General features: G+C 67.2%; 20 protein-coding genes. 14 read left to right on the forward strand and 6 right to left on the reverse strand.

Annotation, left to right across the window (positions count from 1 at the left end; genetic code table 11):
* Window positions 1-529 precede the first annotated feature (529 nt).
* Together G6N32_RS18550 and G6N32_RS18555 are read left to right on the forward strand one after the other, a co-directional pair.
* Window positions 530-1,987 carry an MFS transporter gene (locus G6N32_RS18550; protein ID WP_115320838.1) on the forward strand — a complete coding sequence of 486 codons (1,458 nt, stop codon included), beginning with the start codon at window positions 530-532 and terminating at the stop codon, window positions 1,985-1,987.
* Entirely contained in the window at window positions 1,984-2,223 is a 240-nt protein-coding gene (locus G6N32_RS18555) for a hypothetical protein (protein WP_115320839.1), read from the forward strand. The genes G6N32_RS18550 and G6N32_RS18555 overlap by 4 nt, the downstream gene beginning before the upstream one ends.
* Here G6N32_RS18555 and G6N32_RS18560 read toward each other — a convergent pair.
* On the reverse strand, window positions 2,220-2,447 hold the full coding sequence (locus tag G6N32_RS18560; RefSeq protein ID WP_115320840.1) for a DUF3618 domain-containing protein: 228 nt from the start codon (window positions 2,445-2,447) through the stop codon (window positions 2,220-2,222). The genes G6N32_RS18555 and G6N32_RS18560 overlap by 4 nt on opposite strands.
* Before the next feature lie 87 nt (window positions 2,448-2,534).
* Between G6N32_RS18560 and bcp the strand changes: the two genes are divergently transcribed.
* Window positions 2,535-3,008, forward strand: coding sequence for a thioredoxin-dependent thiol peroxidase (bcp, locus tag G6N32_RS18565; RefSeq protein WP_115320841.1), 474 nt, complete (start codon window positions 2,535-2,537; stop codon window positions 3,006-3,008).
* Here the strand turns inward: bcp and G6N32_RS18570 are convergent.
* Window positions 3,005-4,339 carry a dipeptidase gene (locus tag G6N32_RS18570; RefSeq protein ID WP_115320842.1) on the reverse strand — a complete coding sequence of 445 codons (1,335 nt, stop codon included), beginning with the start codon at window positions 4,337-4,339 and terminating at the stop codon, window positions 3,005-3,007. The genes bcp and G6N32_RS18570 overlap by 4 nt on opposite strands.
* A gap of 70 nt (window positions 4,340-4,409) precedes the next feature.
* On the opposite strand from G6N32_RS18570, the gene G6N32_RS18575 reads away from it, so the two are divergent.
* Both G6N32_RS18575 and G6N32_RS18580 read left to right on the forward strand, forming a co-directional pair.
* Entirely contained in the window at window positions 4,410-4,706 is a 297-nt protein-coding gene (locus G6N32_RS18575) for an ArsR/SmtB family transcription factor (RefSeq protein ID WP_115320843.1), read from the forward strand.
* A complete protein-coding gene (locus tag G6N32_RS18580) occupies window positions 4,691-5,080 on the forward strand; it encodes a VOC family protein (RefSeq protein WP_115320844.1) in 390 nt (129 codons plus the stop codon). Before G6N32_RS18575 ends, G6N32_RS18580 begins: the two co-directional genes overlap by 16 nt.
* Before the next feature lie 3 nt (window positions 5,081-5,083).
* On the opposite strand, the gene acpS is transcribed toward G6N32_RS18580, so the two are convergent.
* The 3 genes from acpS to G6N32_RS18595 all read right to left on the reverse strand — a co-directional run bounded on the left by acpS (window position 5,084) and on the right by G6N32_RS18595 (window position 15,951).
* A complete protein-coding gene (gene acpS / locus G6N32_RS18585; RefSeq protein WP_071942777.1) occupies window positions 5,084-5,476 on the reverse strand; it encodes a holo-ACP synthase AcpS in 393 nt (130 codons plus the stop codon).
* 9 nt (window positions 5,477-5,485) lie between these two features.
* Entirely contained in the window at window positions 5,486-14,728 is a 9,243-nt protein-coding gene (locus G6N32_RS18590; protein ID WP_115320845.1) for a type I polyketide synthase, read from the reverse strand.
* 479 nt (window positions 14,729-15,207) lie between these two features.
* On the reverse strand, window positions 15,208-15,951 hold the full coding sequence (locus tag G6N32_RS18595; RefSeq protein ID WP_115320846.1) for a glycoside hydrolase domain-containing protein: 744 nt from the start codon (window positions 15,949-15,951) through the stop codon (window positions 15,208-15,210).
* A gap of 174 nt (window positions 15,952-16,125) precedes the next feature.
* Here G6N32_RS18595 and G6N32_RS18600 point away from each other — a divergent pair, with 174 nt between their 5' ends.
* From G6N32_RS18600 to G6N32_RS18620, 5 genes are all read left to right on the forward strand, one after another.
* Window positions 16,126-17,157 (forward strand): ABC transporter ATP-binding protein, encoded by a 1,032-nt coding sequence (locus tag G6N32_RS18600; RefSeq protein WP_115321394.1) that lies wholly within the window; start codon window positions 16,126-16,128, stop codon window positions 17,155-17,157.
* 15 nt (window positions 17,158-17,172) lie between these two features.
* A complete protein-coding gene (locus G6N32_RS18605) occupies window positions 17,173-18,366 on the forward strand; it encodes an ABC transporter substrate-binding protein (RefSeq protein WP_115320847.1) in 1,194 nt (397 codons plus the stop codon).
* On the forward strand, window positions 18,345-19,196 hold the full coding sequence (locus tag G6N32_RS18610; RefSeq protein WP_115320848.1) for an ABC transporter permease: 852 nt from the start codon (window positions 18,345-18,347) through the stop codon (window positions 19,194-19,196). The genes G6N32_RS18605 and G6N32_RS18610 overlap by 22 nt, the downstream gene beginning before the upstream one ends.
* A complete protein-coding gene (locus G6N32_RS18615) occupies window positions 19,196-19,996 on the forward strand; it encodes an ABC transporter permease (RefSeq protein ID WP_115320849.1) in 801 nt (266 codons plus the stop codon). Before G6N32_RS18610 ends, G6N32_RS18615 begins: the two co-directional genes overlap by 1 nt.
* A 66-nt stretch (window positions 19,997-20,062) precedes the next feature.
* Window positions 20,063-21,358 (forward strand): MFS transporter, encoded by a 1,296-nt coding sequence (locus G6N32_RS18620; protein WP_115320850.1) that lies wholly within the window; start codon window positions 20,063-20,065, stop codon window positions 21,356-21,358.
* On the opposite strand, the gene G6N32_RS18625 is transcribed toward G6N32_RS18620, so the two are convergent.
* The gene (locus G6N32_RS18625) at window positions 21,359-21,778 is read right to left on the reverse strand and encodes a ChaB family protein (RefSeq protein WP_115321396.1); all 420 of its coding nucleotides are present in this window, start codon (window positions 21,776-21,778) and stop codon (window positions 21,359-21,361) included.
* Between the two features lie 210 nt (window positions 21,779-21,988).
* On the opposite strand from G6N32_RS18625, the gene G6N32_RS18630 reads away from it, so the two are divergent.
* The 4 genes from G6N32_RS18630 to dosR all read left to right on the forward strand — a co-directional run bounded on the left by G6N32_RS18630 (window position 21,989) and on the right by dosR (window position 25,348).
* Window positions 21,989-23,380, forward strand: coding sequence for an acyl-CoA dehydrogenase family protein (locus G6N32_RS18630; protein WP_115320851.1), 1,392 nt, complete (start codon window positions 21,989-21,991; stop codon window positions 23,378-23,380).
* 89 nt (window positions 23,381-23,469) lie between these two features.
* Complete coding sequence (locus G6N32_RS18635; protein WP_197935742.1) at window positions 23,470-23,724, forward strand: dsRBD fold-containing protein; 255 nt, start codon at window positions 23,470-23,472, stop codon at window positions 23,722-23,724.
* Window positions 23,725-23,797: 73 nt separating this feature from the next.
* Window positions 23,798-24,667 carry a universal stress protein gene (locus tag G6N32_RS18640; RefSeq protein WP_115320852.1) on the forward strand — a complete coding sequence of 290 codons (870 nt, stop codon included), beginning with the start codon at window positions 23,798-23,800 and terminating at the stop codon, window positions 24,665-24,667.
* Between the two features lie 33 nt (window positions 24,668-24,700).
* A complete protein-coding gene (gene dosR, locus G6N32_RS18645; RefSeq protein WP_115320853.1) occupies window positions 24,701-25,348 on the forward strand; it encodes a hypoxia response regulator transcription factor DosR/DevR in 648 nt (215 codons plus the stop codon).
* The last annotated feature ends 10 nt before the right edge of the window (window positions 25,349-25,358 follow it).

Here is a 25,358-nt window from a genome sequence, read left to right on the forward strand (position 1 = left end):
TAATGCCAGCGTGGAGATAACCGGACGAGCCATCCAAGCCGCAATGTAGTCCTTTGTACTGCACTTATGCAAAAAGCGGTGTTATAGTCGGCGTTAGCTGTACTGACCAACAGCCGCCCCCGGACTACGGGTCCAGTGACGTAGTGAGGACTTAGCCGCATGAAGCCGGAAAACCTCGTGCCCCACCCCCAGGGCGAGGTAGCTCAGCAGGCACCTGCACCGGCGACGCCGCTACACGTGCACAGCTGCGGCCGGCTGGGTCTGACGGCCAATCCTCCCGGTTTCCGCCGCTCGTTCGGCGATTGGCTGCGCCGCCGCTAGTCGCGGCCGAAGACCCGCCGCAGTCCCACAGACCGCACCCACCCCGATCACCATGGTCCTGTGAAATTCCTGCTGGCTTGATGCGGCTAACGACGGGGTAGATCAGAGCGGTGACCAACAGCGGAGTCGCTCTGCCACGCGAGATCCCGGCGATGTCCCACGTACCGGTCACCTTCCTGCTCGGTAGACACATCCCAGGGGGCCGGCGATGACCACAAGCGGACAGACCAAGACGATCACCACCAACGTTCCCGCCCGGCTGGACCGGTTGCCATGGTCGAGGTTTCACTGGCGCGTCGTCATCGGCCTGGGGTCGGCGTGGGTGCTCGACGGCCTGGAAGTCACCATGGTGGGCAACGTGTCCGCGCGGCTCACCGAACCCGGCAGCGGACTGGCCATCACCGCCGGGCAGATCGGTATCGCGGCGGCCATCTACGTCGTCGGCGCTTGTGTGGGTGCCCTGGTATTCGGCCAGCTGACCGACCGGTTCGGCCGCAAGAAGCTCTTCCTCCTGACGCTGGGCCTGTATCTGGCGGCCACCGTTGCGACGGCGTTCTCCTTCGCGCCGTGGTACTTCTTCCTCACCCGCTTTCTCACCGGCGCCGGCATCGGCGGTGAATACGCTGCGGTGAATTCCGCTGTGGACGAGCTGATCCCGGCACGAAACCGCGGTCGGGTCGACCTCGCAATCAATGGGTCCTACTGGCTGGGCGCGATGCTGGGTGCGGCCGGATCGTTGGTCCTGCTCAACGGTGACTGGTTGCCGCTGAACCTCGGGTGGCGACTGGCCTTCGGTATCGGCGCCGTCTTCGGGTTGGTGGTGCTGCTGGTTCGGCGCAACGTCCCGGAAAGCCCGCGCTGGCTGTTCATCCACGGCCGCGAGGAGGAAGCCGAACGAATCGTCGACGAAATCGAGCGGGACGTGATCGACCGCACCGGCGCGCATCTCGACGAACCGGACCGGGAACTGACGATCCACCAACGCCACACCATCGGCTTCCGCGAGATCGCACACGTGGCGTTCACCCGCTATCCCAAACGCGCGATGCTCGGGCTGGCGTTGTTCGTCGGCCAGGCGTTTCTCTACAACGCGGTGACGTTCAACCTCGGCACCCTGCTCAACAGTTTCTATGGCGTCTCATCCGGAATCGTGCCGGCATTCTTCATTGTCTGGGCCGCAGGCAATTTCACCGGGCCGCTGCTCCTGGGTCGGTTGTTCGACACCGTCGGACGTAAGCCGATGATTGTGCTGTCCTACCTCGGCTCGGCGGCAATCACCGTGGTGCTCACCGCGGTGTTCGTCGCTGAGGCAGGCGGCCTGTGGGGGTTCATGGCCGTCCTGGTCGCCACGTTCTTCCTTGCCTCCGCCGGTGCCAGCGCGGCGTACCTGACCGTCAGCGAGATCTTTCCGATGGAGACCCGCGCGCTGGCCATCGCTTTCTTCTACGCCGTCGGGACTGCGATCGGTGGCATCACCGGGCCGCTGTTGTTCGGGCAGCTGATCGGGTCGGGTGAGCGTGGCTTGGTGGCCGTGGCGTTCCTGGTCGGCGCCGCGGTGATGGCCGTCGGCGGGTTGGTGGAACTCGCCTGGGGCGTGAAGGCCGAAGGCCGCCAACTCGAGGACATCGCGGCGCCGCTCACCTCCGCGGACGAGGTGAAGCGGTGAGCGCGGCATGCCGGATGCTGGGGCATCGGATGGTGTTCGCCAACGATGGGCCGGTGATGCACTTCCATTGCGAACGTGGCTGCGGCACAACGGGTTACAAAACGTATCCGAGCGAGGCGCACGCGGCCCGCTACTCCACGGCGTTCAACCGGCGCGACACTGACGACCTGGGCAAACGCGCGCCCCTGATCGGATTGCTGCCGCTGCGACTCTGGCGGATGATCCGCCGGAACTAGCCGTTGCGGATGCGGCGGATCACGAGGACGACGGTCACCACGCTGACACCGGCCAGCGCCGCGGCCACCGGGGGCTTCGTGACGAAGCGCAGCACAGCGGCCTTCACGTCGTCGGCGATCCGCTGTGGGTTGGCGCGCTCGGCCAGCGAGTCCACCGTGACCGCCAGCCGGTCCCGCGCCTGGTCGATCTCGGCCTTGATGACCTCGGGGTCCCGGTCAGCCACTTCCGTCCTCCAAATCGCCGCTATGCCGAACTACCCTAGATCAACCCGGGCCAACCCCGATGCACCGGTGGATGAAAGGACTACTAGGTGACCGACACAGCACGCCTCGAAGTCGGCGACACGGCGCCGGCGTTCAGCCTGCCTGACGCCAGCGGCAAGACCGTCAAGCTGTCCGACTTCAAAGGCCGCAAGGTGATCGTGTACTTCTATCCGGCCGCGATGACGCCCGGCTGCACCAAGCAGGCCTGCGACTTCCGGGACAGCCTGGCCGAGCTCAACGGGGCGGGCATCGACGTCGTCGGTATCTCGCCCGACAAGCCGGAGAAGCTGGCCAAGTTCACCGAGCGCGACGAGCTGACGTTCCCGCTGCTGTCCGATCCCGACAAGAAGGTCCTCACCGCCTGGGGCGCCTACGGCGAGAAGAAGATGTACGGCAAGACCGTGCAGGGCGTGATCCGCTCGACATTCGTGGTGGACGAGAAGGGCAAGATCGAGGTGGCCCAGTACAACGTCAAGGCCACCGGTCACGTCGCCAAGCTGCGCCGCGATATCGCGGTCTAGGTCGGCTCCCCCAGCTTCCCCAGCAGCAGCGCCTCGGTGGTGGCGGCGCGCTCCAGCACCCCCAGATGAAGGCTCTCGTTGACGCTGTGCGCTTGCGTGCCCGGGTCCTCGACTCCGGTGACCAGGATGGTGGCGTCTGGGAACGCGGTGGCGAACTCGGCGATGAACGGGATCGAGCCGCCCATCCCCATGTCGACGACGTCGGTGCCCCAGGCCTCCCGGAAGGCGGCCCGCGCGGCGTCGTACACCGGACCGCTGGCATCGATCGCGTACGGCTGACCCACGTCGCCGGGGATGACCTTGACGTGCGCACCCCAGGGGGCGTGCTGCTCGAGGTGGCGACGCAACGCGTGCAGATGAGCAGCCGCATCCCCGCCGGGAGCGACCCGCATGCTGACCTTCGCGCTCGCGCGCGGAATCAGGGTGTTCGACGCTTTACCGATCGGGGTGGTGTCGATGCCGATGACGGTGATCGCGGGCTTGGCCCACATCCGTTGCGCCACAGGACCCGAGCCGATCTCCTGCACCCCGTCGAGTAGTCCGGACTCGGCGCGCACCCACTGCGGTCCGCGGTCGACGTCGGCGGCAGTCGTCTCGTACAGGCCCTGCACAGCGACGTTGCCGTCGTCGTCGTGCAGGCTGGCGAGCAGGCGGACCAGGACGCTGAGTGCGTCCGGCACCACCCCGCCCCACAGCCCCGAGTGCAGACCGTGGTCCAGGGTCGCGACCTCGACCACGCAGTCGGCCAGTCCGCGTAAAGACACTGTCAGCGCCGGGATTTCGGAGGTCCAGTTGTCCGAATCGGCGATCACGATGACGTCGGCGGCCAGCTTGTCCTTGTGGGCGGCCAGCAACCGGCCCAGCGACGGCGAGCCGGACTCCTCCTCACCCTCGACGAACACGGTGACGCCGACCGGCGGCTTGCCGCCGTGCGCACGAAACGCCGCCAGGTGGGTGGCGATGCCGGCCTTGTCGTCGGCGGTGCCCCGGCCGTAGAGCCGCCCGTCCCGTTCGGTCGGTTCGAAGGGGTCTGAATCCCATTGCGATGCTTCACCTTCGGGCTGAACATCGTGATGGGCGTACAGCAGCACCGTCGGCGCGCCGGGCGGCGCGGGATGATGCGCGATCACTGCGGGGGCACCACCTTCGGCGACGATCTCGACCTTGGCGAAGCCCGCACTGCTCAACAGGTCGGCCACGGCCTGGGCGCTGCGGTGCACTTCATCGCGCCGGGCCGGGTCGGCCCACACCGACTGGATGCGGACCAGATCCTCCAGATCGGCCCGCACCGAGGGAAGCACCGCCTGCACGCGTTCGACGAGATCGCTCATGCCAACGACGTTAGCGGCAGCAGAACGCGAACGTTGACAGGCAAGCAAACGCTTGCATATCGTGCTACTCGTGGGCGACGTCTTCAAGGCCTTGGCGGACCCCACGCGCCGGAAAATCCTCGACGAGCTGACCGACCGAAACGGTCAGACGCTGTTCGAGATCTGCGCCCGCCTGGCGACCAAGCACGGGCTGGGCTCGTCACGTCAGGCAATTTCGCAGCACCTCGAGATTCTCGAGACCGCAGGCCTGGTCGAGACGAGGCGTTCAGGTCGTTTCAAGTACCACTACATCGACACCGCACCGATAGCACCGATCGTCGAGCGGTGGCTGAAGAAAGCGGAGGAACCACCGTGCGAATCACCCTGACGAGTGTGCTTGTCGACGACCAGGACAAGGCGCTGCGGTTCTACACCGAGATCCTCGGCTTCACGACCAAGCACGACATTCCGATGGGCGAACACCGCTGGATCACTGTGGTGTCCCCGGAGGATCCCGACGGCACCGAACTCGTCCTGGAACCGGACAGCCATCCCGCAGTCAAACCGTTCAAAGAGGCACTGGCCTCCGACGGAATCCCGTTCACCTCGTTCGCCGTCGACGATGTCCAGGCCGAGTTCGCTCGGCTCGATGCACTCGGGGTTCGGTTCACCCAAGAGCCCGTCGACATGGGACCGGTGACCACGGCGGTACTCGATGACACCTGCGGCAACCTGATCCAGATCACCCACCAGGCGGGCTGAGCGCTAGGCCGTCTCCAGGATGGCCACCGCCGCAGCAGTGTCGCCCTCATGCGTCAGTGACACGTGAATGGTCACCTCGGCCAGGTGCTTGGCGATGTCACCGGTGAGGCGGACCTTGGGCCGGCCCCACATGTCGGTGATCACCTCGATGTCGCGGTGGATGCCCTCCGGCAGCACCGGACGCTGCGCGAAACGCGAGCCCGACCACGCCTTGATGACGGCCTCCTTGGCGGCCCACCGAGCCGCCAGGTGCCGCGCCGCCACCGAACTCTTGTCGGCGGCGTCGCGGCGCTCACCTGGCGTGAACGTCTCGGCGAACACCGTTCCCGGCTGGTCGACCTGCTCGGCGAAATCAGGGATGGAGACAACGTCGATCCCCACTCCGACTATTGCCACGGCGCGACTTTATCGCACGTAGGCGTCGTCATCGCCCAACCGTGAGGCCGGGTCGAGCAGCATGGCGGCCTCCTGGCGCTTCTCCGGCTCGTCATGGTTGAACCGGCGATCGGCAGGCTTCTCGTACATCGGCCGTCCACCGGCGATGGCCGAGGCCAGTCGCCGCTGACCTGCCAACACCCGCTCGTGCGCCCGCTTGGTGTAGTCCGCCCGCTCCTGCTCGCTCAGCGAGGCAAGGAACGCCTGCGGGTGCACCAGCGCGACCAGACCCGACACGTGACCGAAGCCGAGGCTCGTGACCAGACCCGCCTTGAGCGGGAACTTGTCGCCCAGGCGTAGGGTCTCGCGCGGCCACACGAAGTGGCCCGAGGAGGCCAGCTCGTCGTCGACGCAGTCCAGGCTGCGGTTCGGCGGGATGACCCCATCGCGCAGGATCTGGCAGAGCCCCATCATCTGGAAGACCGCCGCGCCACCCTTGGCGTGACCGGTCAGGCTCTTCTGGCTGACGATGAACAGCGGGGCCCCGGGCGCACGGCCCATCGAGTCGGCCAGCCGCTCATGCAGCTCCGTCTCGTTGGGATCGTTGGCCAGCGTCGAGGTGTCGTGCTTGGAGATCACCGCGATGTCGTCGGCGCCGACTCCCAGCTTGGCCAGCGAACGGGCCAGCTGCGAATCCTTGCCGCCGCGCCCGGCGCCCAGCGCGCCGAGACCGGGAGCCGGGATCGAGGTGTGCACGCCGTCGCCGAAGCTCTGCGCGTAGCCCACCACGGCCAGCACCGGCAGGCCCATCTTCAATGCCAGGTCACCGCGCGCCAGCAGGATGGTGCCACCGCCCTGTGCCTCCAGGAAGCCCAGCCGGCGACGGTCGTTGGCGCGGGAGAACTTCGAGTCGCTGATGCCCTTGGCCCGCATCGTCGCGGTCTCGGCGGTCGCCGCCATGTCACCGAAGCCGATGACGGCCTCCAGCGTCATGTCGTCGAAGCCACCGGTGATCACCAACTCGGCCTTGCCGAGGCGGATCTTGTCCATGCCCTCCTCGACCGACACCGCCGCGGTGGCGCACGCACCGACCGGGTGGATCATCGAGCCGTAGCTGCCCACGTAGGACTGGATCACATGCGCGGCAACGACGTTCGGCAGGACCTCCTGCAGGATGTCGTTCGGCTTGGCCTTGCCCATCAGGTTGCCGTGGTACATCGTCTGCATCGACGTCATACCGCCCATACCGGTGCCCTGAGTGGAGGCGACCAGGCTGGGGTGCACCCAGCGCATCAGCTCGTTCGGAGTGAACCCGGACGACAGGAACGCGTCGACGGTGGCGACGATGTTCCACAACGCCACCCGGTCGATCGAGCTGGCCATGTCCGGGCTGATGCCCCAGACCGTCGGGTCGAAGCCGGTCGGGATCTGCGCCCCCACCGTCCGCGACAGCTTGGTCTTGCGCGGTACGCGAATCTCGGTGCCCGCCTTGCGGATCACCTCCCAGTCACCGGAGTCCGGCACCGGCCGGGCGACGGTGTGCTCGGGGTCGAACTCCACGAACGCACGGGCGTCGGCCTCCGAGGACACCACGAAGCTGAAGTCCTTGTCCAAGAAGACGCTGACCATCAGCGGTGAGGAGTGATCGGGATCGATCGCACCGTCATCCACGAATTCGCGGATGCCGCAACGCTCCACAACGGCGTCGTGGTAACGCTCCACCAGCTCGGCCTCGTCGACCAGCTCACCGGTCGCGGTGTCGTACCAGCCCGGCTTGGGATCGTCCTCCCACCCGATCAGCCCGGTGGTCCAGGCCAATTCGAGCACACCGGCCGCCGACAACTCGTTGTCGACCTCCATCTCGAAGCGGGTACGCGACGAGCCGTACGGACCCAGTTCGGCGCCGCCGACGATGACCACCAGGTCGGCGGGGTCGACGTCGAGGTCAGCCCATGCCGGCGGCGTGTTCGCGACGTAGCCGCGCGGCGGCGACGGCAGAGCGGCGATGGTGCCCGATGTCGGCTCGTCGTCGGAACCGGCTGCGTCGGCGGTCATCTCCTCACGTGCCTTGGCAGCCAGTTCGGCCATATCGAGTTTCACATCGCCGAGTCCACCGGTGAGGTCGACCTTCAGCGGAGCGTTGGCCGAGGCGACCTTGGCCTCCACCGAGCACAGGTCGAGCAGCATCGCCGCCATCTCTTCGGTGCTGTAGGTGGTGACGCCGGCCTCTTCCACAGCACCGACGATGGCGTCGTTGTGCCCCATCAGGCCGGTGCCCTTGGTCCAGCCGATCAGCGCGTGCGCGAAGCTCACCCGCTGCGCCCAGGACGTCTCCGCACTCCAGCGGTTGACCACCGCATCCAGCGCGGACTTGGACTCGCCGTAGGCCCCGTCACCGCCGAACATGCCGCGGTTGGGTGAACCGGGCAGCACCACGTGCAGACGTGAGGCGATGTCCCGCTCGGCGCCGATGGACGACAGCCCACCGATCAGCCGCTGGACGGCCCACAGCAGGACCTTCATCTCCATCTCGGACCGCGAGCCCGCCTCCGACAGGTCGCCGGCCACCCGCGGTGCAGCAAACGGGAACAGCAGCGTCGGGGTCAGTGCGTCCTTGAGGTGAATCGACTGCGGCCCAAGGCTTTCGGTCTGCTCGCTACCGACCCACGACGCCAGCGCGTCGATGTCGGAGTACGAGGCCATGTTGGCCGGGACCACCCACAGCGACGCGCCGTAGCGAGCGTGGTCGCGGTAGAGCGCCTTGTAGAACGCCAGCCGGTCGTCGTCGAGCTTGGACGTCGTCGCGATCACCGTGGCGCCGCCGTCGAGCAGGCCTGCCACCACCGACGCGGCGATCGAGCCCTTGGACGCTCCGGTGACCACCGCGACCTCGTCGCTGTAGTGACCCTTGTCAGGGTTCTCGGCGCCCGCCGCGATCCGGCCGAACAGGGACGCGTGGATGTTGCGTCCGCTCGCCAGAGCCCGCCCCTGCCACCAGTTGGCCTGGGTGGCAACGACATTGCCCGCACCTTCGAATCGCTCCGAGAGCGTCAGCCAGTCGGCGTCGATATCGCCCTCGTCGGCAAGCCAGAGCTTGACCAGATCCTCGCGCGCACTGGCCCAGCGGTCGTCGAGCAGCACCGCCTTCTTGGCGTCGAACGCCGGGGCCACCAGCCGCGGCCAGTCCGAGCCCAGTTCGGCGGTGACCAGGTCGATGAGTTCGGCGTCGCTGGCGACGGGAGCGGCCGTCACCGGGGTGTCCAGGCCGAGCTGGCCCAGCACCATGCGAGCAGCCGACGCCAGCACACCGTCGCGACCGGTCACCGTCTCGGCGAACTCGGTCAGCGCGGCCGAGTCGACCACACCGCCGCCGGCACCGCCGGCCGACGGCAGCGACACCGCGATGCCCTTGCGGGCCGCCACCGAGGTGACCGCGGCGTCGATCGCCTTGTCCACGGCCGCGGCATCGGCCAGCGCACCCTCGTGCAGGCCGCCGAGCGCGCCACCGCGCACGCTGCTGCCCTCGCGGGTACCCAGAGCCAGTTCGGCGGTGACGTGCTTGGCCCAGCCGTCGCCGAGTTCCCAGGTCTTCTTGACCCGTTCGGCGATCACAGCCGGCCGCTTGCCGGACGGGCCGAGGATCGTGCGCAGCTGATCGTTGATCGCATCGGAGAGCACCGGGCCGAACGGCTTGTAGGTGCGCGCCAGTTTGGCGACCTGACCCTTCAGCGCCGCCAGATCCGCCTCGGCGGCACCGTCGATGGCGCCCAGGTTCAGCTCCGAACCGAGGTCGACCAGCAGCTGGTTACGCCGCGAGGACGCACCGTCGGTGATCGACTCGATCGAATCGAGCGGCTCGATCTGATCGATGCGCATCTTGGCGCTGAGCGCGATCAGCGCCAATGTGGCGTCGCCGGCGTCGAATCCGATGTCGTCAGGGCGCGGGCCGCCGGACGGTGCGGCCGCCGGCGCTGCTGCCGGGGCGGCCTCGACCGCGACGGCTTCGGCCGGCGCCTCGCCGGTTGCGGCCGGTTCGTCGTCGGAGTCGTCGGTCGCCGGGTCCTCGTCGCTGGCGAACAGCACGGCGGCGTCACGCTCGGAGTTGAGCACTTCCACTGTGCTGTGGGCGTATTCGGGCAACTTCAGGGTGTTGCTGGCCAGGCCCGCCACCGTCGGCGCAGACTTCACGCCGATCTCGACGAAGCGCTCGACACCGAGACCGCCGGCCGCCTCTTCGATGAACAGCAGGTCCTGGGTCTCGATCCAGCGGACCGGGCTGGCGAACTGCCAGGCCAGCAGCTCGATCACGATCTTGCGGCACAGCTCGTGCGGCTTCTCGTTACGCCAGGTGTCGTAGTCGGCGAGGATCTCGTCGAGCGGCTCGGCGGGCACCAGATCCCGGATCTCCTGCACGAAGTCGCGATCCAGCGTGAACGGCCGCGGCACCAGGTTCGGGATGTAACGCCCGATCAGCAACGCCGGATCGGCATCGGCGGGCATGACACGTTCCAGCGCACGACGGAAATCGTCGACGCCGACCCGCAGCACGTCCGAGTGGAACGGCACGTCGATGCCGGGAACCAGGATGAACGACCGCTTGCCGCCGCTGATCTCGCGGCGCCGCTCGACCTCTTCCTCCAGCGCTTCGAGACCGCGCACCGTGCCGGCGATCGCGTACTGCGAGCCGCGCAGGTTGAAGTTCACGATCTGCAGGAACTCCCCTGTGCGCTCGGCGATCTCGGCCACGAACTCCGTGACGTCGGCATCGGGAAGGTCGATCTGCGACGGCCGGATCGCGGCCAGCCGGTAGTTGGAACGGCCCATCTCGTCACGCGGGACGATGTCGTGCATCTTGCTGCCGCGGTGGAAGACCACCTCCAGCAGCGCCTCCAGCGGATACACCCCCGACACGCATGCCAACGCGGTGTATTCACCCACCGAGTGGCCGCAGGCGATCGCACCCTCGACGAACGCACCCTGCTCGCGCATCTCGGCGACCTGCGCGGCGGCGACGGTGGCCATCGCGACCTGAGTGAACTGCGTCAGGTAGAGCACCCCCTCGGGGTGCTGGTAGTGCACACCGGAGGCGATCAGGCTGGTCGGGTTGTCCCGGACCACGTGCAGCACCGAGAAGCCGAGCGTGTCGCGGGTGAACTTGTCGGCGGTGTCCCACACCTTGCGGGCGGCCTTGGACCGAGCCCGCACCTCCATGCCCATGCCCTTGTGCTGAATGCCCTGACCGGGGAAGGCGTACACCGTCTTCGGTGCCGCCAACCGGGCGGTGGCGCTCATGACGAGGTCGGTGCCGATCTTGGCGGTGACCTCCAAAACCTCTGCGCCCAGGTCGATTCCGACCCGGTCGACCCGGAAGTCGATGTCGTCGCCGGGCTTGACCATGCCCAGGAAGCGGGCGGTCCAGCCGATCAGCTTGGCCGGCGGGGCGGGCTTTCCGTCGGTGGCGGTCACCACGTGCTGGGCCGCGGCCGAGAGCCACATGCCGTGCACGATCGGCGACTCCAGCCCGGCCAGCAGCGCGGCGGCCTGGTCGGTGTGGATCGGGTTGTGGTCACCGGAGACCACCGCGAACGGACGCATGTCGACCGGCGCGCCGATCGTGACGTCACGGCGACGGCGACGCGGGGTGTCCGTGGCGTTCTCCGACACCGCTCCCCCGGCACGCACCGGGTCGGTGAGCGCCTTGGCGCCGGTGCGGCCGCGGATCGCGAAGCGCTCCTCGAGGACCGCCAGGATCATGCCGTTGGCGTCGGTGACGTTCACCGTTACCGGCACGACCCGACCGACCTCGGTGTCGGTGGCGACCGAAGCCGTTGCGGTAACGGTCAATTGGGTCGGTTCCTTGGGCAGCGGCTTGAGCAGACGGGCCGCGTGGTCCAGGTGCACCAGGCTGAGCAGACCCTCGACGACCGGGAAGCCGGAGTCGGTGGCCGCACCGCCGATGGCGGCGAACACCGCGGGCCAGCAGCGGCCGACCAACGCATCAGGAACGATCGACAGCGTCGGCGCCAAGGGCGAACCGAACGTCGCGGTGACGCCGGTGTGATCGGCGACCCGCTCGGGATCCCAGCCGACGGTGACGGTGGTCGAGCCGCCCGCGACCGGCGGCAGTGCGTCGGGGCCGTCGACCCCGGCAGCGATGGCCAGCACGGCGCGCATGGCGGTGGCGGCGTCCTCGGTGCGCACGACCGGCATACCGCCGTCGATCACGGTGGCGGGCAGGCTGAAGGCGATGTCGATCCACGTGCCCGACAGCGGGACACTGAGCACCACCCGGTTGTCAGCGGTGACCTCGAGGCGCGCCCCGGTGGAATGGTTTGTGGCCGAACGGTTGTCGTGCACCAGCCACTCCGACGGGGCCGCGATGCGATGCACCGGGTTGGTGGCGGTGCGGCCGGCCCACAGCACGTCGGGCGAATCGAGCACGATGGCCAGCGGACCGGTCGCGTCGGTGCGCACCCGCAGCCGCGCGGCGACCGGTTCGGGCTGTGCGCCCGAGGCCAGCACCTCGTCGACGGCAGCCTGCTCGAAGCGGTCGAGCAGATCACCGACCGGCTCGTCGACCCGGTCGATACCGGCGACGGCCTGCGTGCCGGGGATGATGCACACCTGATCGGCGGTGTAGCGCGCATCGTGGGCCTGCCACAGCGAGTCGCTGCGCCACCAGCGCCGCACGTCCTTGTCGATGACCGGGACGAAGTTGACCGGCTTGCCCAGCGTCTTGCACAGCTGCACGAAGAACGGCACATCGGCCGGGTGCAACAGCACCGACCCGGCGTCGGGATAGCGGGCCTGCAGCGCCTCCAGGGCCTGGCTCGGATTCTCCAGCAGCCACTCGCCGTCGGCCGTCGACGCATCGAACAGCGTCTCGATCGGACCGGTGTCCTTCGCGTTCAGTCGGGCCTCCGCGCGCTGCAGCATCTCGGCGAAGCGGTCCCGCCAGGTGATGTCGAGCCACGGGGAGTCGTCGGTCTTGGTGTCGGCCGTGGTGTCGCCGTCACCGACCGACAGCTCGACGAAGCGCTGCAGCCACTGCAGGTACGTCATCTCACCGACATCGCCGAAGTACGGCTTGGCGGTGACCGCCATCGCGGCGATGATCTCCTCGCGGCGCGCCGCGACCGCCTCGGCGTCACCGGCGACCTCGTCGAGCAGACGGCCGCAGCGGGAGGCGGCATTGTCGATCTCGTGGATGTCGGCGCCCAGCTGGCTGCGCCCGGAAGCCATGCCGTTCACGGCTTTTCCGGCACCGACCCAGTGATCGGTGCCGACGGTGTCGACCAGCAGCTGCTTGACCGCGGGCGAGGTGGTCGCCTCCAGGCAGGCCATCGCGGCGGTACCGACCAGAATGCCGTCGATCGGCATCAGCGGGTAGCCGTAGGCGGCCGACCACCGGCCGGACAGGTATTCCGCGGCGCGCTCCGGCGTGCCGATGCCGCCACCGACGCAGACCGTGATGTTGGCGCGGCCGCGCAGCTCGGAGTAGGTGCTCAGCAGGAGATCGTCGAGGTCTTCCCAGGAGTGGTGACCACCGGCGCGGCCGCCCTCGATGTGGACGATCACCGGCTTGGTGGGCACCTCGGCGGCGATCCGGATGACCGAGCGGATCTGCTCGACCGTGCCCGGCTTGAAGCAGACGTGCGCGATGCCGACCGTGTTCAGCTCGTCGATCAGGTCGACGGCTTCCTCCAGCTCGGGGATACCGGCGCTGACGACAACGCCGTCGATCGGCGCACCGGACTGGCGCGCCCGCTGCACCAGGCGCTTGCCGCCCAGCTGCAGCTTCCACAGGTAGGGGTCCAGGAACAGCGAATTGAACTGGATGGCGCGGCCTGGCTCGAGCAGCGTCTCGAGCTCCGCGACACGCTTGTCGAAGATGGCCTCGGTGACCTGGCCGCCACCGGCCAGTTCGGCCCAGTGGCCGGCGTTGGCGGCAGCGGCGACGATCTTGGCGTCGACGGTGGTCGGCGTCATGCCCGCCAGCAGGATCGGCGAACGACCGGTCAGCCGGGTGAACTTGGTCGACAGCTTCACCGAGCCGTTGGGCAGGGTGACCACCGAGGGCGCGTAGCTCGACCACGGCTTGGCCACCTCGGGGACCGCGCCGACGGTGAACAGGTTGCGCTGACCGCCGCGGGTGGCCGCGGGCACGATGCCGATGCCGAGGCCGCGGATCACCGGCGCGGTGAGCCTGGTGAGGATGTCGCCGGGGCCGAGGTCGAGAATCCATCGAACTCCGGCGTCATGCAGGGCGGTGACCTCTTCAACCCAGTCGACCTGCTGCACCAGAATCGCGTCGGTCAGGGCGCGCGCCAGCTCGACATCCAGGCCGACCGCGGCGGCCCAGCGGCCGACGATGTCGATCCCGTCCGCCAGCCGCGGGGTGTGGAAGCCGACCTCGACCTGGACCGGGTCGAACACGGGCGCGAAGACGGCGCCGCCACGGTTCTTGTTCTTGCGGTCGGCGGCTTCGGCGTCGGCGATCTGCTCGCAGTACAGCTCGAATCGGGACAGCTGTTCCGGGGTTCCGGTGATCACAACCGAGCGCCGGCCGTTGCGGATCGACAGCACCGGCGGCAGCACGGTGCGGACGTCTTGAGCAAACTCTTCGAGCAGTTCGTAGATGCGTTCCGGTTCGGCGTTGGTCACCGACACCATCGGCGGACGGTCACCGAGGACCGAAATGCCGCGACGACGGGCAACCAGCGTGCCCGCGGCGCCGATCAGCTGGGCCAGAGCGAGCAACTGGACGTCCTTGGCGCCACCGGCACGCAGCGCCTCGACGGCCAGCACGCCCTGGGAGTGGCCCGCGACGGCCACCGGCGGGGCGGCCGCAAGATCCATGCCCTGACGCGCCAGTGCACGCGTGGCGGCAATCTGAGTCAGCAGGACGCCGGGGACCGACACCGCAGCCGAGGTCAGCTGCTTGGCCGAGGGCACCGGTTCCTCAGCGGCCAGCGCGCGCACCCAGCGCAGCGGCTCGAAGCCGATCGGGCGGACCACGACGAGCTCGTCTGCGACGGGCTCGAGCAGCAGTTCAGCCTCGCCGGCCAGCGTCGCGAGCTCAGATTCGATCCCGGCCGAGGTGACCAGCTCTTCGAGGGTTTCCAGCCAGGCGCTGCCCTGCCCACCGAAGGCCACGGCGTACGGCTCACCGGCGTTGAGACGGTCGACCAGCGCATGCGTGGTTGTCCCCGAGGCGCCCCCGCGCCATGATCCGTCGCCCGTGGACAGCCTGTCGTGCTCGTGGATCGTCACCTTGTATATCTCCCTGTCGTGCTCGTCGTCGCGGTCGTCGCGTCTTCGTTTCGTATGTCTGTGTGGGCGATTCCCCGTCGAATCACGGCCGCCGCGCGCTTCCCCCTGGAGGGCGCCGGCTGACATCTCGGCTGTACTAAGAGTGGCATAAGAACCAGCACTATTTTCCGCCCGAGATTGGTTACTGACGAGTTCTACGGACGGGTAACAGCACGCTGGGTAACACCGCGCCGAACAGGCGCCCAGACATCGGCGGACAAACGTCCTGCATGCAGGTGGTTACGGTTGAGTAGGCGAAACAGTGCTGTTCAAAGCACGATTGTTATCGAATCGTTACCTGTCGATTTTCCGTCGCGCGTCTGCGCACGAGATCGCCGCCCAAGCACTTGCTCGGTTTTTCAGTCCACAATTGTTCACCAAAATGGCGTCGTTGAGTTTGCTGGCAAATCCTTACTAGCCGGTAAGTTTTTCGCCTTGACTCAGTCCCACTGGCCGAATTGTGGCTTCAGGATGTTGTTCACGTCGACGCCCACCCCCGCCACCGTGCGCTTGTCGATCTCCACCTGATGCAGGTGCGCGGCGGGGTGCGTGTAGCCCTTCGGGGAGCCCCAGTTGTGCTGCCAGAACCAGGACCCGAGACCGTCCTGCAGGGCCCAGTCGATGACCTTGGAGTTCCCGTACACGCCGACGCGCTGATGTCCGATCACCGATTCCCAGGCCCGTAGGTAGGGCGCGACCTGTGTTGTGTACTGATCCGGGGTCGGGTCGTCGTCGATCGACACGTAGATCGGCGCGGCGACCGGGCCACCGGCGGCGGTATGCAGCTGCCAGCCCCGCTTGGCGTGGATGAGCCCGGCCTGCTGGCCGCCGAGCCAGTCCGCGGTGGCCTGCTTGCCGAACTGATAGTTGGACACGATCTTCAGACCCGCCTGGTACAGATCGCGGGCCTCGGTCAGCTGAATCGGCTTGCCCAGCATCCAGTCTCCGCCCGGCCGCCGGTCCGAGACGTACCGGATGGCGCCGAGGGCACCTGACGCTTTCAGATCACTGGCGCTGATGACGCCGGCCGCGTAGTCCAGCAGTACGCCGAGTGAACCGGTGGCGGCGGTGGCCGGCTCGGCACTCGCGACGGACGCAGCGAGGGTCGATGCAAGCGTCCCGAGACCGACGGCGGCCGGCGTTGCCGCAGCCAGTTTGAGGACGTCGCGTCGCGACATGGACACGCGCCTCAGAATATGACAATTGCCTCACCGACCACACCAACGACACCGGTCACAGCTGCATCACCTTTGAGCCTCCGCGGTGTGGATCGCGAATCCGATGGTCCAGAGGTTCGGCAACCGGCGAAGTCAACTATGACGCTGCGGGTGGACAACTCAATCCGTAGGATCCACCCCATGCCGCCAGCCTCCTCTCGCGCACCGCAGATCGAGTTGCGCGGGGTGCGGAAGGTGTTCGGCGACGTGACCGCGGTCGAAGGCGCCGACCTGACCGTTGCCGATGGGGAGCTGTTCGCGATCCTCGGCCCGTCCGGTTCGGGCAAGACCACGGTGCTGCGGATGATCGCCGGCTTCGAGCAGCCGACTGCGGGCACGGTCCACCTGGGCGGCGCCGACGTCACCGCACTGCCGCCGGCCAAGCGCGACACCAATACCGTCTTCCAGGACTACGCGCTGTTCCCGCACATGACGGTCGCCCAGAACGTGGAATACGGCCTGAAGGTCAAGGGTGTGCCGAAAGCCGAACGACGCGAGCGCACGGCAGCAGCGCTGGACATGGTGCGACTGTCCGGGCACGCGGCGCGCAAGCCAAAGCAGCTGTCCGGCGGCCAGCAGCAGCGGGTCGCGCTGGCCCGCGCGCTGGTGGGCCGGCCCAAGGTGCTGCTGCTCGACGAACCGCTGGGCGCGCTGGACCTCAAGCTGCGCGAGCAGATGCAAGTGGAGCTCAAGGCGATTCAGCGCGAGGTCGGCATCACGTTCGTGATCGTCACCCACGATCAGGATGAGGCGCTCACCCTCTGTGACCGGCTCGCGGTGTTCAACGACGGCCGCATCGAACAGGTCGGGGCCGCACGCGAGGTCTACGAGAATCCGGCAAACCGGTTCGTCGCCGACTTCGTCGGCACCTCCAATGTGGTCGACGGTGCGACCGCCGAGGCGCTGGTCGGCCGGTCCGGCACCGTCGCGATCCGCCCTGAGCGCATCGCCGTGCTCACCCCGGACGACGCCGTCCCGGCCGGAATGCGCAGTGTCACAGCCCAAGTCGCCGAGGTGGTGTATGCGGGACCGATCACCCGGGTGGCCGTCGACGCATCCGGGGTCGGCCTGACCGCGACCCTGCTGTCGGCCGAGGCCTCCACCGAGCTCTCCCACGGCGCAACCGTGGTCCTGGCCTGGCCAGACAGCGCCGTCCGATCCCTGTCCGCCTAACAAGAGGAGCTCGTCATGAGAACCACCACCCGCCGCCTCGGCGTCACGCTCGCCGTGTGCGCCGCACTGGTCGCCGCCTGTTCGAGTTCCAACAACTCCGGCGGCGGCGGTACCACCGCACCGCCCAAGATGGAGCCGTTGTCAGCCCTCGGCGATGGCGAGGGCCAGCTCAATCTGATCGCCTGGGCCGGTTACGCCGAGAACGGATCCAACGACCCGAAGGTCAACTGGGTAGGACCGTTCGAACAACAGACCGGCTGCAAGGTCAACGTCAAGATCGGTAACACCTCCGACGAGATGGTCCAGTTGATGCGCACCGGCCAGTACGACGGTGTTTCGGCATCGGGCGACGCCACGCTTCGGCTGATCTACGCCGGTGACGTCGCCCCGGTCAACACCAAGCTGGTACCCAACTACGACACGATCTCGGCGTTCCTCAAGGACAAGCCGTGGAACTCGGTCAACGGCCAGATGTACGGCATCCCGCACGGCTGGGGTGCCAACCTGCTGATGTACAACACGGACGTCGTCAAGGGCGCGCCGGACAGCTGGGGTGCGGTGTTCCCCGGTGCGCCCGAGTACAAGGGCAAGGTCACCGCGTATGACTCCCCCATCTACATCGCCGACGCTGCGCTGTACCTGTCCAAGACGAAACCCGAACTGGGCATCAAGAATCCGTACTCGTTGACCGAGGACCAGCTCAATGCCGCGGTGGATCTGCTCAAGGCCCAGCACGCCAACATCGGCGAGTACTGGTCGGACTACACCAAGGCGGTGCAGGCCTTCGAGTCCGGCACCTCGGCGATCGGCACCACCTGGCAGGTGATCGCGAACATGATCACGTCGGACAACAAGGTCAAGATCGCCACCGTGCTGCCCAAGGAGGGTTCGACCGGATGGTCGGATACCTGGATGGTCTCGTCGAAGGCCAAGAACCCCAATTGCATGTACAAGTGGATGGACTACATCACCTCACCCCAGGTCAACGCTCAGGTCGCCGAATACTTCGGTGAGGCCCCGGCGCAGACCAAGGCCTGCGAGTTCACCAGCGACAAGACGTTCTGCGACACCTACCACGCCACCGATTCCGCCTACGCGGAGAAGATCAGCTACTGGACGACGCCGCAGAAGCAATGCGTGGACGGCAGCGGTGACAACTGCACGGCCTACAACGAGTGGGTCGACAAGTGGCAGCAGATCAAGGGCTGAGCCACGGGGTGAGCCGGCGCCTTCGCCTCGCCTTCCTTCTCGTTCCGCCACTGGCCTGGCTGGTGGTGGCCTACCTGGGATCGCTTGGTGTACTGCTGCTTTCAGCCTTCTGGAGCACCGACACCTTCACCGGTGCGGTGGTGCGCTCCTATACCAGTGACAACATCGTGCGGGTCCTCACCGACGCGGTGTTCCGCACAGCCACCCTGCGCACCGTCGGAATTGCGTTGAGCGTCACCGCGATCTGCATCGTGTTGGCCGTACCGCTCGGTCTGTACATGGCCAAGGTCGCCTCACCGCGCGTGCGGCTGGCCCTGGTGGTCGCTGTCACCACGCCGTTGTGGGCAAGCTATCTGGTCAAGGCCTACGCCTGGCGGATGTTGCTGTCCCCGGAGGGCCCGCTGCACTGGGTGGCCGGCTACACACCGGGCTACGGGCTGATCGCCACGGTGCTCACGCTGGCCTACCTCTGGTTGCCCTACATGGTGATCCCGGTGTTCGCGGCGTTCGAGCGGGTGCCCGACCCACTGATCGACGCGAGCTCCGACCTGGGCGCATCGGATCTCACCACATTGCGAACCATCGTGGCGCCGTTGGTGTTTCCCGGCATCGCGGCCGGTTCGATCTTCACGTTCTCGCTGTCGATGGGCGACTACATCGCGGTGACGATCGTCGGCGGCAAAACCCAGATGCTGGGCAACATCATCTACGGGCAACTGGTGACCGCCAACAACCAGCCGCTGGCGGCCGCACTGTCGCTCATCCCGCTGGCCGCGATCGTGCTCTACCTGCTCGCGATGCGGCGCACCGGCGCATTGGAGAACGTCTGATGCTGTCACCGACCGTGCGCAGGGTGGTTCGGATCTGGACGCTGTTCGTGCTTGTCTTCTTGTACGCTCCCCTGCTCCTTGTGGTCCTCAACGCGTTCAACTCGTCGAAGACGTTCGCTTTCCCACCAAGCGGTTTCACGCTGCGATGGTGGGCCGACGCGTGGGCCAGCGACGGCATGTGGCATTCCCTGGCCAACTCGGTGGTGGTGGGCCTGTGCGCGACGGCGCTCGCGCTGGTGCTGGGCAGCATGGCCGCGTTCGCCGTGCAGCGCTACGAGTTCTTCGGGCGACAGACCATCAGCTTCCTGGTCGTGCTGCCGATCACGCTGCCCGGGATCGTCACCGGTATCGCACTGAACGCGACGTTCACCTCGGCGCTGGGGATGACGCTGGGATTGGCGACGGTGATCGTCGGCCACGCAACGTTCTGCATCGTGATCGTGTTCAACAACACCCAAGCCCGGCTGCGCCGGCTCGGCACAGGTCTGGAGGACGCATCCGCCGACCTCGGCGCCTCGGGCTGGCAGACGTTTCGCTATGTCACGTTCCCGATGATGCGCGGCGCGCTGGTCGCGGGCGCGATCCTGGCCTTCGCGCTCAGTTTCGACGAGATCGTGGTGACCACGTTCACTGCGGGCCCCACGGTGCAGACGTTGCCGATCTGGATCTTCGGCAACCTGTTCCGGCCCAACCAGGCTCCGGTGATCAACGTCGTCGCCGCGACGCTGACCCTGCTCGCGATCATTCCGGTGTGGCTGGCGCAACGCTTCGGCGGTGACCCCGCCTCAACCCGGGTATAGCCCGGGAATCAATTTGCGCCGCCGGGAGATGATTGATGGGGCGGATCGGCGAAAGGGTGACGGACAGTGCGGGCCTGGATTGTGTGGTCGACAGGAACGTTGGCCTACATTGTGGCCGTCCTGGACCGAACCACGATGGGAGTCTCCGGGCTGGATGCCGCCAAGCGATTCTCGGCGAGCCCAGGCGTGCTGTCGACGTTCGTCGTGCTGCAGGTGATCGTCTATGCGTCCGCACAGATACCGGCCGGCCTGCTGCTGGACCGCTTCGGGTCCAAGAAGATGATTCTGACCGGTGCGACGCTGATGGTGGCAGGCCAGCTGGTGCTGGCAATGACGGTGTCGCTGCCCACGGCGATCGCCGCCCGCGCAGTCGTGGGGCTCGGCGACGCATTCACGTTCATCTCGGTCCTGCGGCTGGTACCGCACTGGTTCACCCCGCGCCAGATCCCGCTGGTGACCCAGCTGACCGGCATCTCAGGCCAACTGGGACAGGTGCTTTCGGCGGTGCCGTTCCTGTCGCTACTCATCGGGTCGGGGTGGACCCGGGCCTATTTGGCCGTCGCGGCGTTCGGTGTGCTGTCTCTGGTTCTGACCCTGGCCCTGGTGAAGAACACACCGCCTGGCGTCACCGCCCACGACCCGGTGATCAGCGTGCGCGAGACGCTGGCCAGCGTGAAGACAATCTGGATGCGCCCGGGCACCCGGTTGGGATTTTTCACCCACATGGGCACCCAGTTCTCGGTCACCGTCTTCGCCCTGATGTGGGGCGTTCCGTATCTGACGGTGGCGCAAAATCTTTCGCGCGGTGAGGCGGGAACACTGCTGACCATCTCGGTAGTCGCGGCGATTGTCTTCGGGGTGCTCATCGGGATCATCACCGGCCGGCACCCGCACCGGCGGTCGTGGATCGTGCTGGGCATCGTCATCAGCAATGCGCTCATCTGGACGGTCGTACTCGCCCTGCCCCACGCCGCGCCGCACTGGCTTCTGGTCGTCCTGATCGTGGTGATCTCGTTCGGCGGCCCGGGGTCCATGGTCGGCTTCGATTTCGCCCGCACCTTCAATCCGCGCTCGACGCTGGGCACCGCGCAGGGCGCCGTGAACATGGGCGGTTTTCTGGCCTCGCTGCTGGTCATGCAGGCGATGGGGGTGATCATCGGTGCGGCAGGCGGCTACTCGTTCGAATCGTTCCGGCTGGCCTGGTGCGTCCAATACGTCGTGTGGGCCTTTGCGATCGCCGGCATCCTGATCACCCGCAGGAAAGCCAGGCGCACGATCGGCGAGATCGAGGAGAGCCGGTACCTTCTGGAGTTCTTCAGTGACTCCGAGCCGACGCCGGCCACTCCTCGTCGGGACCGCTGATCAGCGGTTGCGGCTGCTCTCGCGGCGATTGGCCTTCATGATCGCGTCGACCAATTCGGCCTTGTTCATCGATGAACGTCCGCTGATGTCGAGTCGTCTCGCGACATCGAGCAGATGCTTCTTGCTCGCGTTGGCGTCCACCCCTTCGGCGCTCGTGCCTTTGGGATTCGGACCACCGCTTTCTGCCCGGGAATCCGAGGGTCCCTTGGAGCTCTTGGCCTCCCAGTGGTCGCCGACTTTTTCGTAGCTGTGCTTGAGAGCGCTGTAGGCCACTCGGTGGGCCCGCTCGCCCTCGCCGTACTCCTCGGCAGCCGCGTCGTGCGCCTTGGCGAACGTGCGCTGCGCCTTTGCGTCGGATTTCTTCAGAGTGCTGGGCAACTCGCCCTTCTTGGCGTCGCCGCGCTTGGTTGTCTTGGGCATCGACATCACCTCCGTGCCCGGTCGACTACCCCGCCAACCAGGGCAAAAAACGTCAGTAACACCGGCCGGGTGAGGGTCGATATCCCAGTCAGCCCCGAGCTGCCGTGAAACCCGACTCCGCGGCAGCCCGGGCTCCAACTTTTCCCACCCTGGCCCGACGTTTGATCATGCGGTACCGGAGGTATCACCCAAGCGTCGAAGGGACGCACGATGGGTCTGGACCTCACGCCGACTACGGCGCAGCACGATCTCGCTCGCCGCGCGCACGAGTTCGCCGAGAATTGCATCCGGCCGGTGGCCGCCGACTACGACAAACGCCAGGAGTTTCCCTGGCCGGTGCTCGAGGAAGCCGCCCGGCGAGGGTTCTATAGTCCGCTCTTCTACCGCGACCTGATCGGTGATCCGACCGGCCTGTCGCTGCCGATGTTCATGGAGGAGCTGTTCTGGGGTTGCGCGGGAATAGGTTTGGCCGTGGTCATGCCGGCGCTGGCGCTCTCGGCCATCGGGCAGGCCGCCACCCCCGAGCAGATGCTGACCTGGGCGCCGGAGTGCTTCGGCACCCCGGGGGATCTGAAGCTCGCGGCATTGGCGATCTCCGAACCCCAGGGTGGCAGCGATGTGCGCAACCTGCGGACCCGGGCCCGTCGTGACGGTGATGACTGGATCATCGACGGGCACAAGATGTGGATCGGCAACGGTGGCATCGCCAACGTGCACGTCGTCAACGCCGTCGTCGACGAAGAATTGGGCCATCGCGGACAGGCCTTGTTCGTAGTGCCCGGTGGTACACCGGGTTTGGAGCTCGTCCGAAAACTCGACAAGCTCGGCTGCCGGGCGTCGCACACCGCGGAGCTCAAGTTCAACAGTGTGCGGGTGCCGGGGGCGAACCTGCTGGGCGGCCAGGACAAGCTCGAGCACAAACTGGCGAAGACCCGCGAAGCCATGGCCACCGGCGGGCGGCGCTCCGGTTCGGCCACGCTCGGCACATTCGAGCAGACCCGCCCGATGGTCGCGGCCCAGGCGCTCGGAATCGCCCGCGCCGCACTGGAATACGTGACCGCCTACGCGAACCGCCGCGAGGCGTTCGGCGCTCCCATCATCGACAACCAGGGCATTGCCTTCCCGCTGGCCGACCTCGCCACCGGCATCGACGCCGCCCGGCTGTTGACCTGGCGCGCGTCCTGGATGGCTGCCAACAGTGTGCCGTTCGAGCGCGGTGAAGGCTCGATGGCGAAACTGGCCGCCAGTGAGATCGCCGTCAAGACCACCGAGCGGGCCATTCAGACCATGGGCGGCTGGGGCTACATCAGCGACCATCCGGTGGAGAAGTGGTACCGGGACGCCAAGCTGTACACCATCTTCGAGGGCACCAGCGAGATCCAGCGGATCGTGATCTCCTCGGCGCTCGGCGCCGCCGATGGTGGTCCGCCGATGCACGTCGAGCTGGAACCGTCGGGCGGTCCGTTCAACCGGCTGTTCGGTCGCGGCACCCCGGCGCGCGGTCGTCTCGCCGAGACCGCACTCGCCATGAAGGACCGCGTTCCCGAGCCGGCGATGCGCATGGTCATGAAAGTTCTCGCGCCGCCGAGGCCGAAACGCTGAGCCGCCGAACGGCCCACTCCGTCGGGACTTCGGCCCCTAGCGGTGGCGCCGGCCCCCGTGGTCGGATCGATGTGACTGAGGGGGACGTCATGGAAGATCTCGACCAGACCAAGCATTCGGCCGTGTTGATCGCCGTCGACGAGGATGCCGACCGCACCCGGGCCACCGCTCTACTCTCCTGGCGCAGTACCGCCCTGGTGGGTACGGGGACCGCCCGGATGGATGCCGGCACCGAACACGCGGTGGAACTGCGCGACGAGGTAGCCGTCGCGCGGGCGTTGTCCAACCTGGCCAGTCAGCTTTTCGCGACCTCGATGTCGGAGATCGAAGCCGCGGCCGGTTAGCGGCCCGGCGTTTTCACCTCGCTCTGATGTCGTCGTCGGTGACAATGGAGTCCGCCGTCCCGGGGAGCCCCTGATGCCCGAACCGTTCACACCGCCGTCGATCGTGGTCGGCATCGACGGTTCTCGGGGCGCTGTACGAGCCGCCTTGTGGGCGATCGACGAAGCGGTCAGCCGCGATATTCCGCTGCGGCTGGTCTACGCGATCCACCCGCCCGGCCCAGATCCGGTGGACCCGCAGGAGGAGGCGCGCCTGCTGGCCGGGGCCGAATCGGCGGTCCGCTCCGCGGCGGACGCGGTCGAGGCCACCGGCCGGCAGGTCAAGCTCGAAGTCGAGATCCTTCAGGGCCGGCCGATCGCCACTTTGGTCGAGGCTTCCCGGGTGGCGGCGATGATCTGCGTCGGCGAGGTCGGGCTCAAGCACTTCGACGCCGATCGAATCGGGTCGACGGCCACCGCGCTGGTCACCGCGGCGCATTGCCCCGTCACGATCGTGCGAGGCGAGGATCGCGTCGCGGGGCCCGAGCCGGGCTGGATCGTCGTCGAACTCGACGAATCCCCCGACAGCGCTGCTGTCCTGCAATTCGGGGTCGCCGAAGCGAGGTTGCGGGGCGCTCCGCTGCGGGTTCTCGGCTCGTGGCAGTCGCGCTACACCGACGTCCACGACTCCCACGCGGTCTCCGACGGCAACCGGATGGTGCGCGCGCAACTGGACCGCCGGCTGTCGCACTGGAAGAACCAATATCCCGATCTCGACGCCCGACCGGTCGCGATCCACGGCAGCGTGCTGAACTATCTGGCCAAACACGCCGGATCCATCCAGCTCGTCGTGGTCGGCGCACGCAACGCGCGGGGAATCGAGGAATTACTGGGTCCGACCGGGTCGGCGGCCCTGCACAACACCGATTGCTCAGTTCTGGTCGTCGACCGTCAGCGATTGTTGTGACACGGACCAGCGAACTCCCGATATCGTTGCACCATGGTCAAGGTCTTCCTCGTCGATGACCACGAAGTCGTTCGCCGTGGACTGATCGACCTGCTGTCCGCCGATCCCGATCTCGAAGTCATCGGTGAAGCCGGTTCGGTGGCCCACGCGCTGGCGCAGATCCCTGCGCTCAATCCCGACGTCGCGGTGCTCGACGTGCGGTTGCCCGACGGCAACGGCATCGAGTTGTGCCGCGACCTGCTCTCTCGGATGCCCGATCTGCGGTGCCTGATGCTGACGTCGTTCACCTCCGATGAGGCAATGCTCGACGCCATCCTCGCCGGGGCGAGCGGCTATGTGGTCAAAGACATCAAGGGTATGGAGCTCGCCGAGGCGATCAAGGATGTCGGTGCGGGCCGGTCGCTGCTCGACAATCGGGCCGCCGCGGCGCTGATGGCCAAGTTGCGCGGTGCAGCCGAACGTTCCGATCCCCTATCGGGTCTCACTGAACAGGAACGGGTCCTGCTCGGCCTACTTGGCGAGGGCTTGACGAACAAGCAAATCGCGGCGCGCATGTTTCTTGCCGAGAAGACGGTGAAAAACTACGTATCGCGTCTTCTGGCAAAACTTGGGATGGAGCGTCGCACCCAAGCCGCAGTGTTCATCTCGAAGCTCGACCACAATCAGCGCAGCCAAGAGTGAAGCGGCCGTT

This window comes from Mycolicibacterium aichiense, from assembly GCF_010726245.1.
GTDB classification, from domain to species: Bacteria; Actinomycetota; Actinomycetes; order Mycobacteriales; family Mycobacteriaceae; genus Mycobacterium; species Mycobacterium aichiense.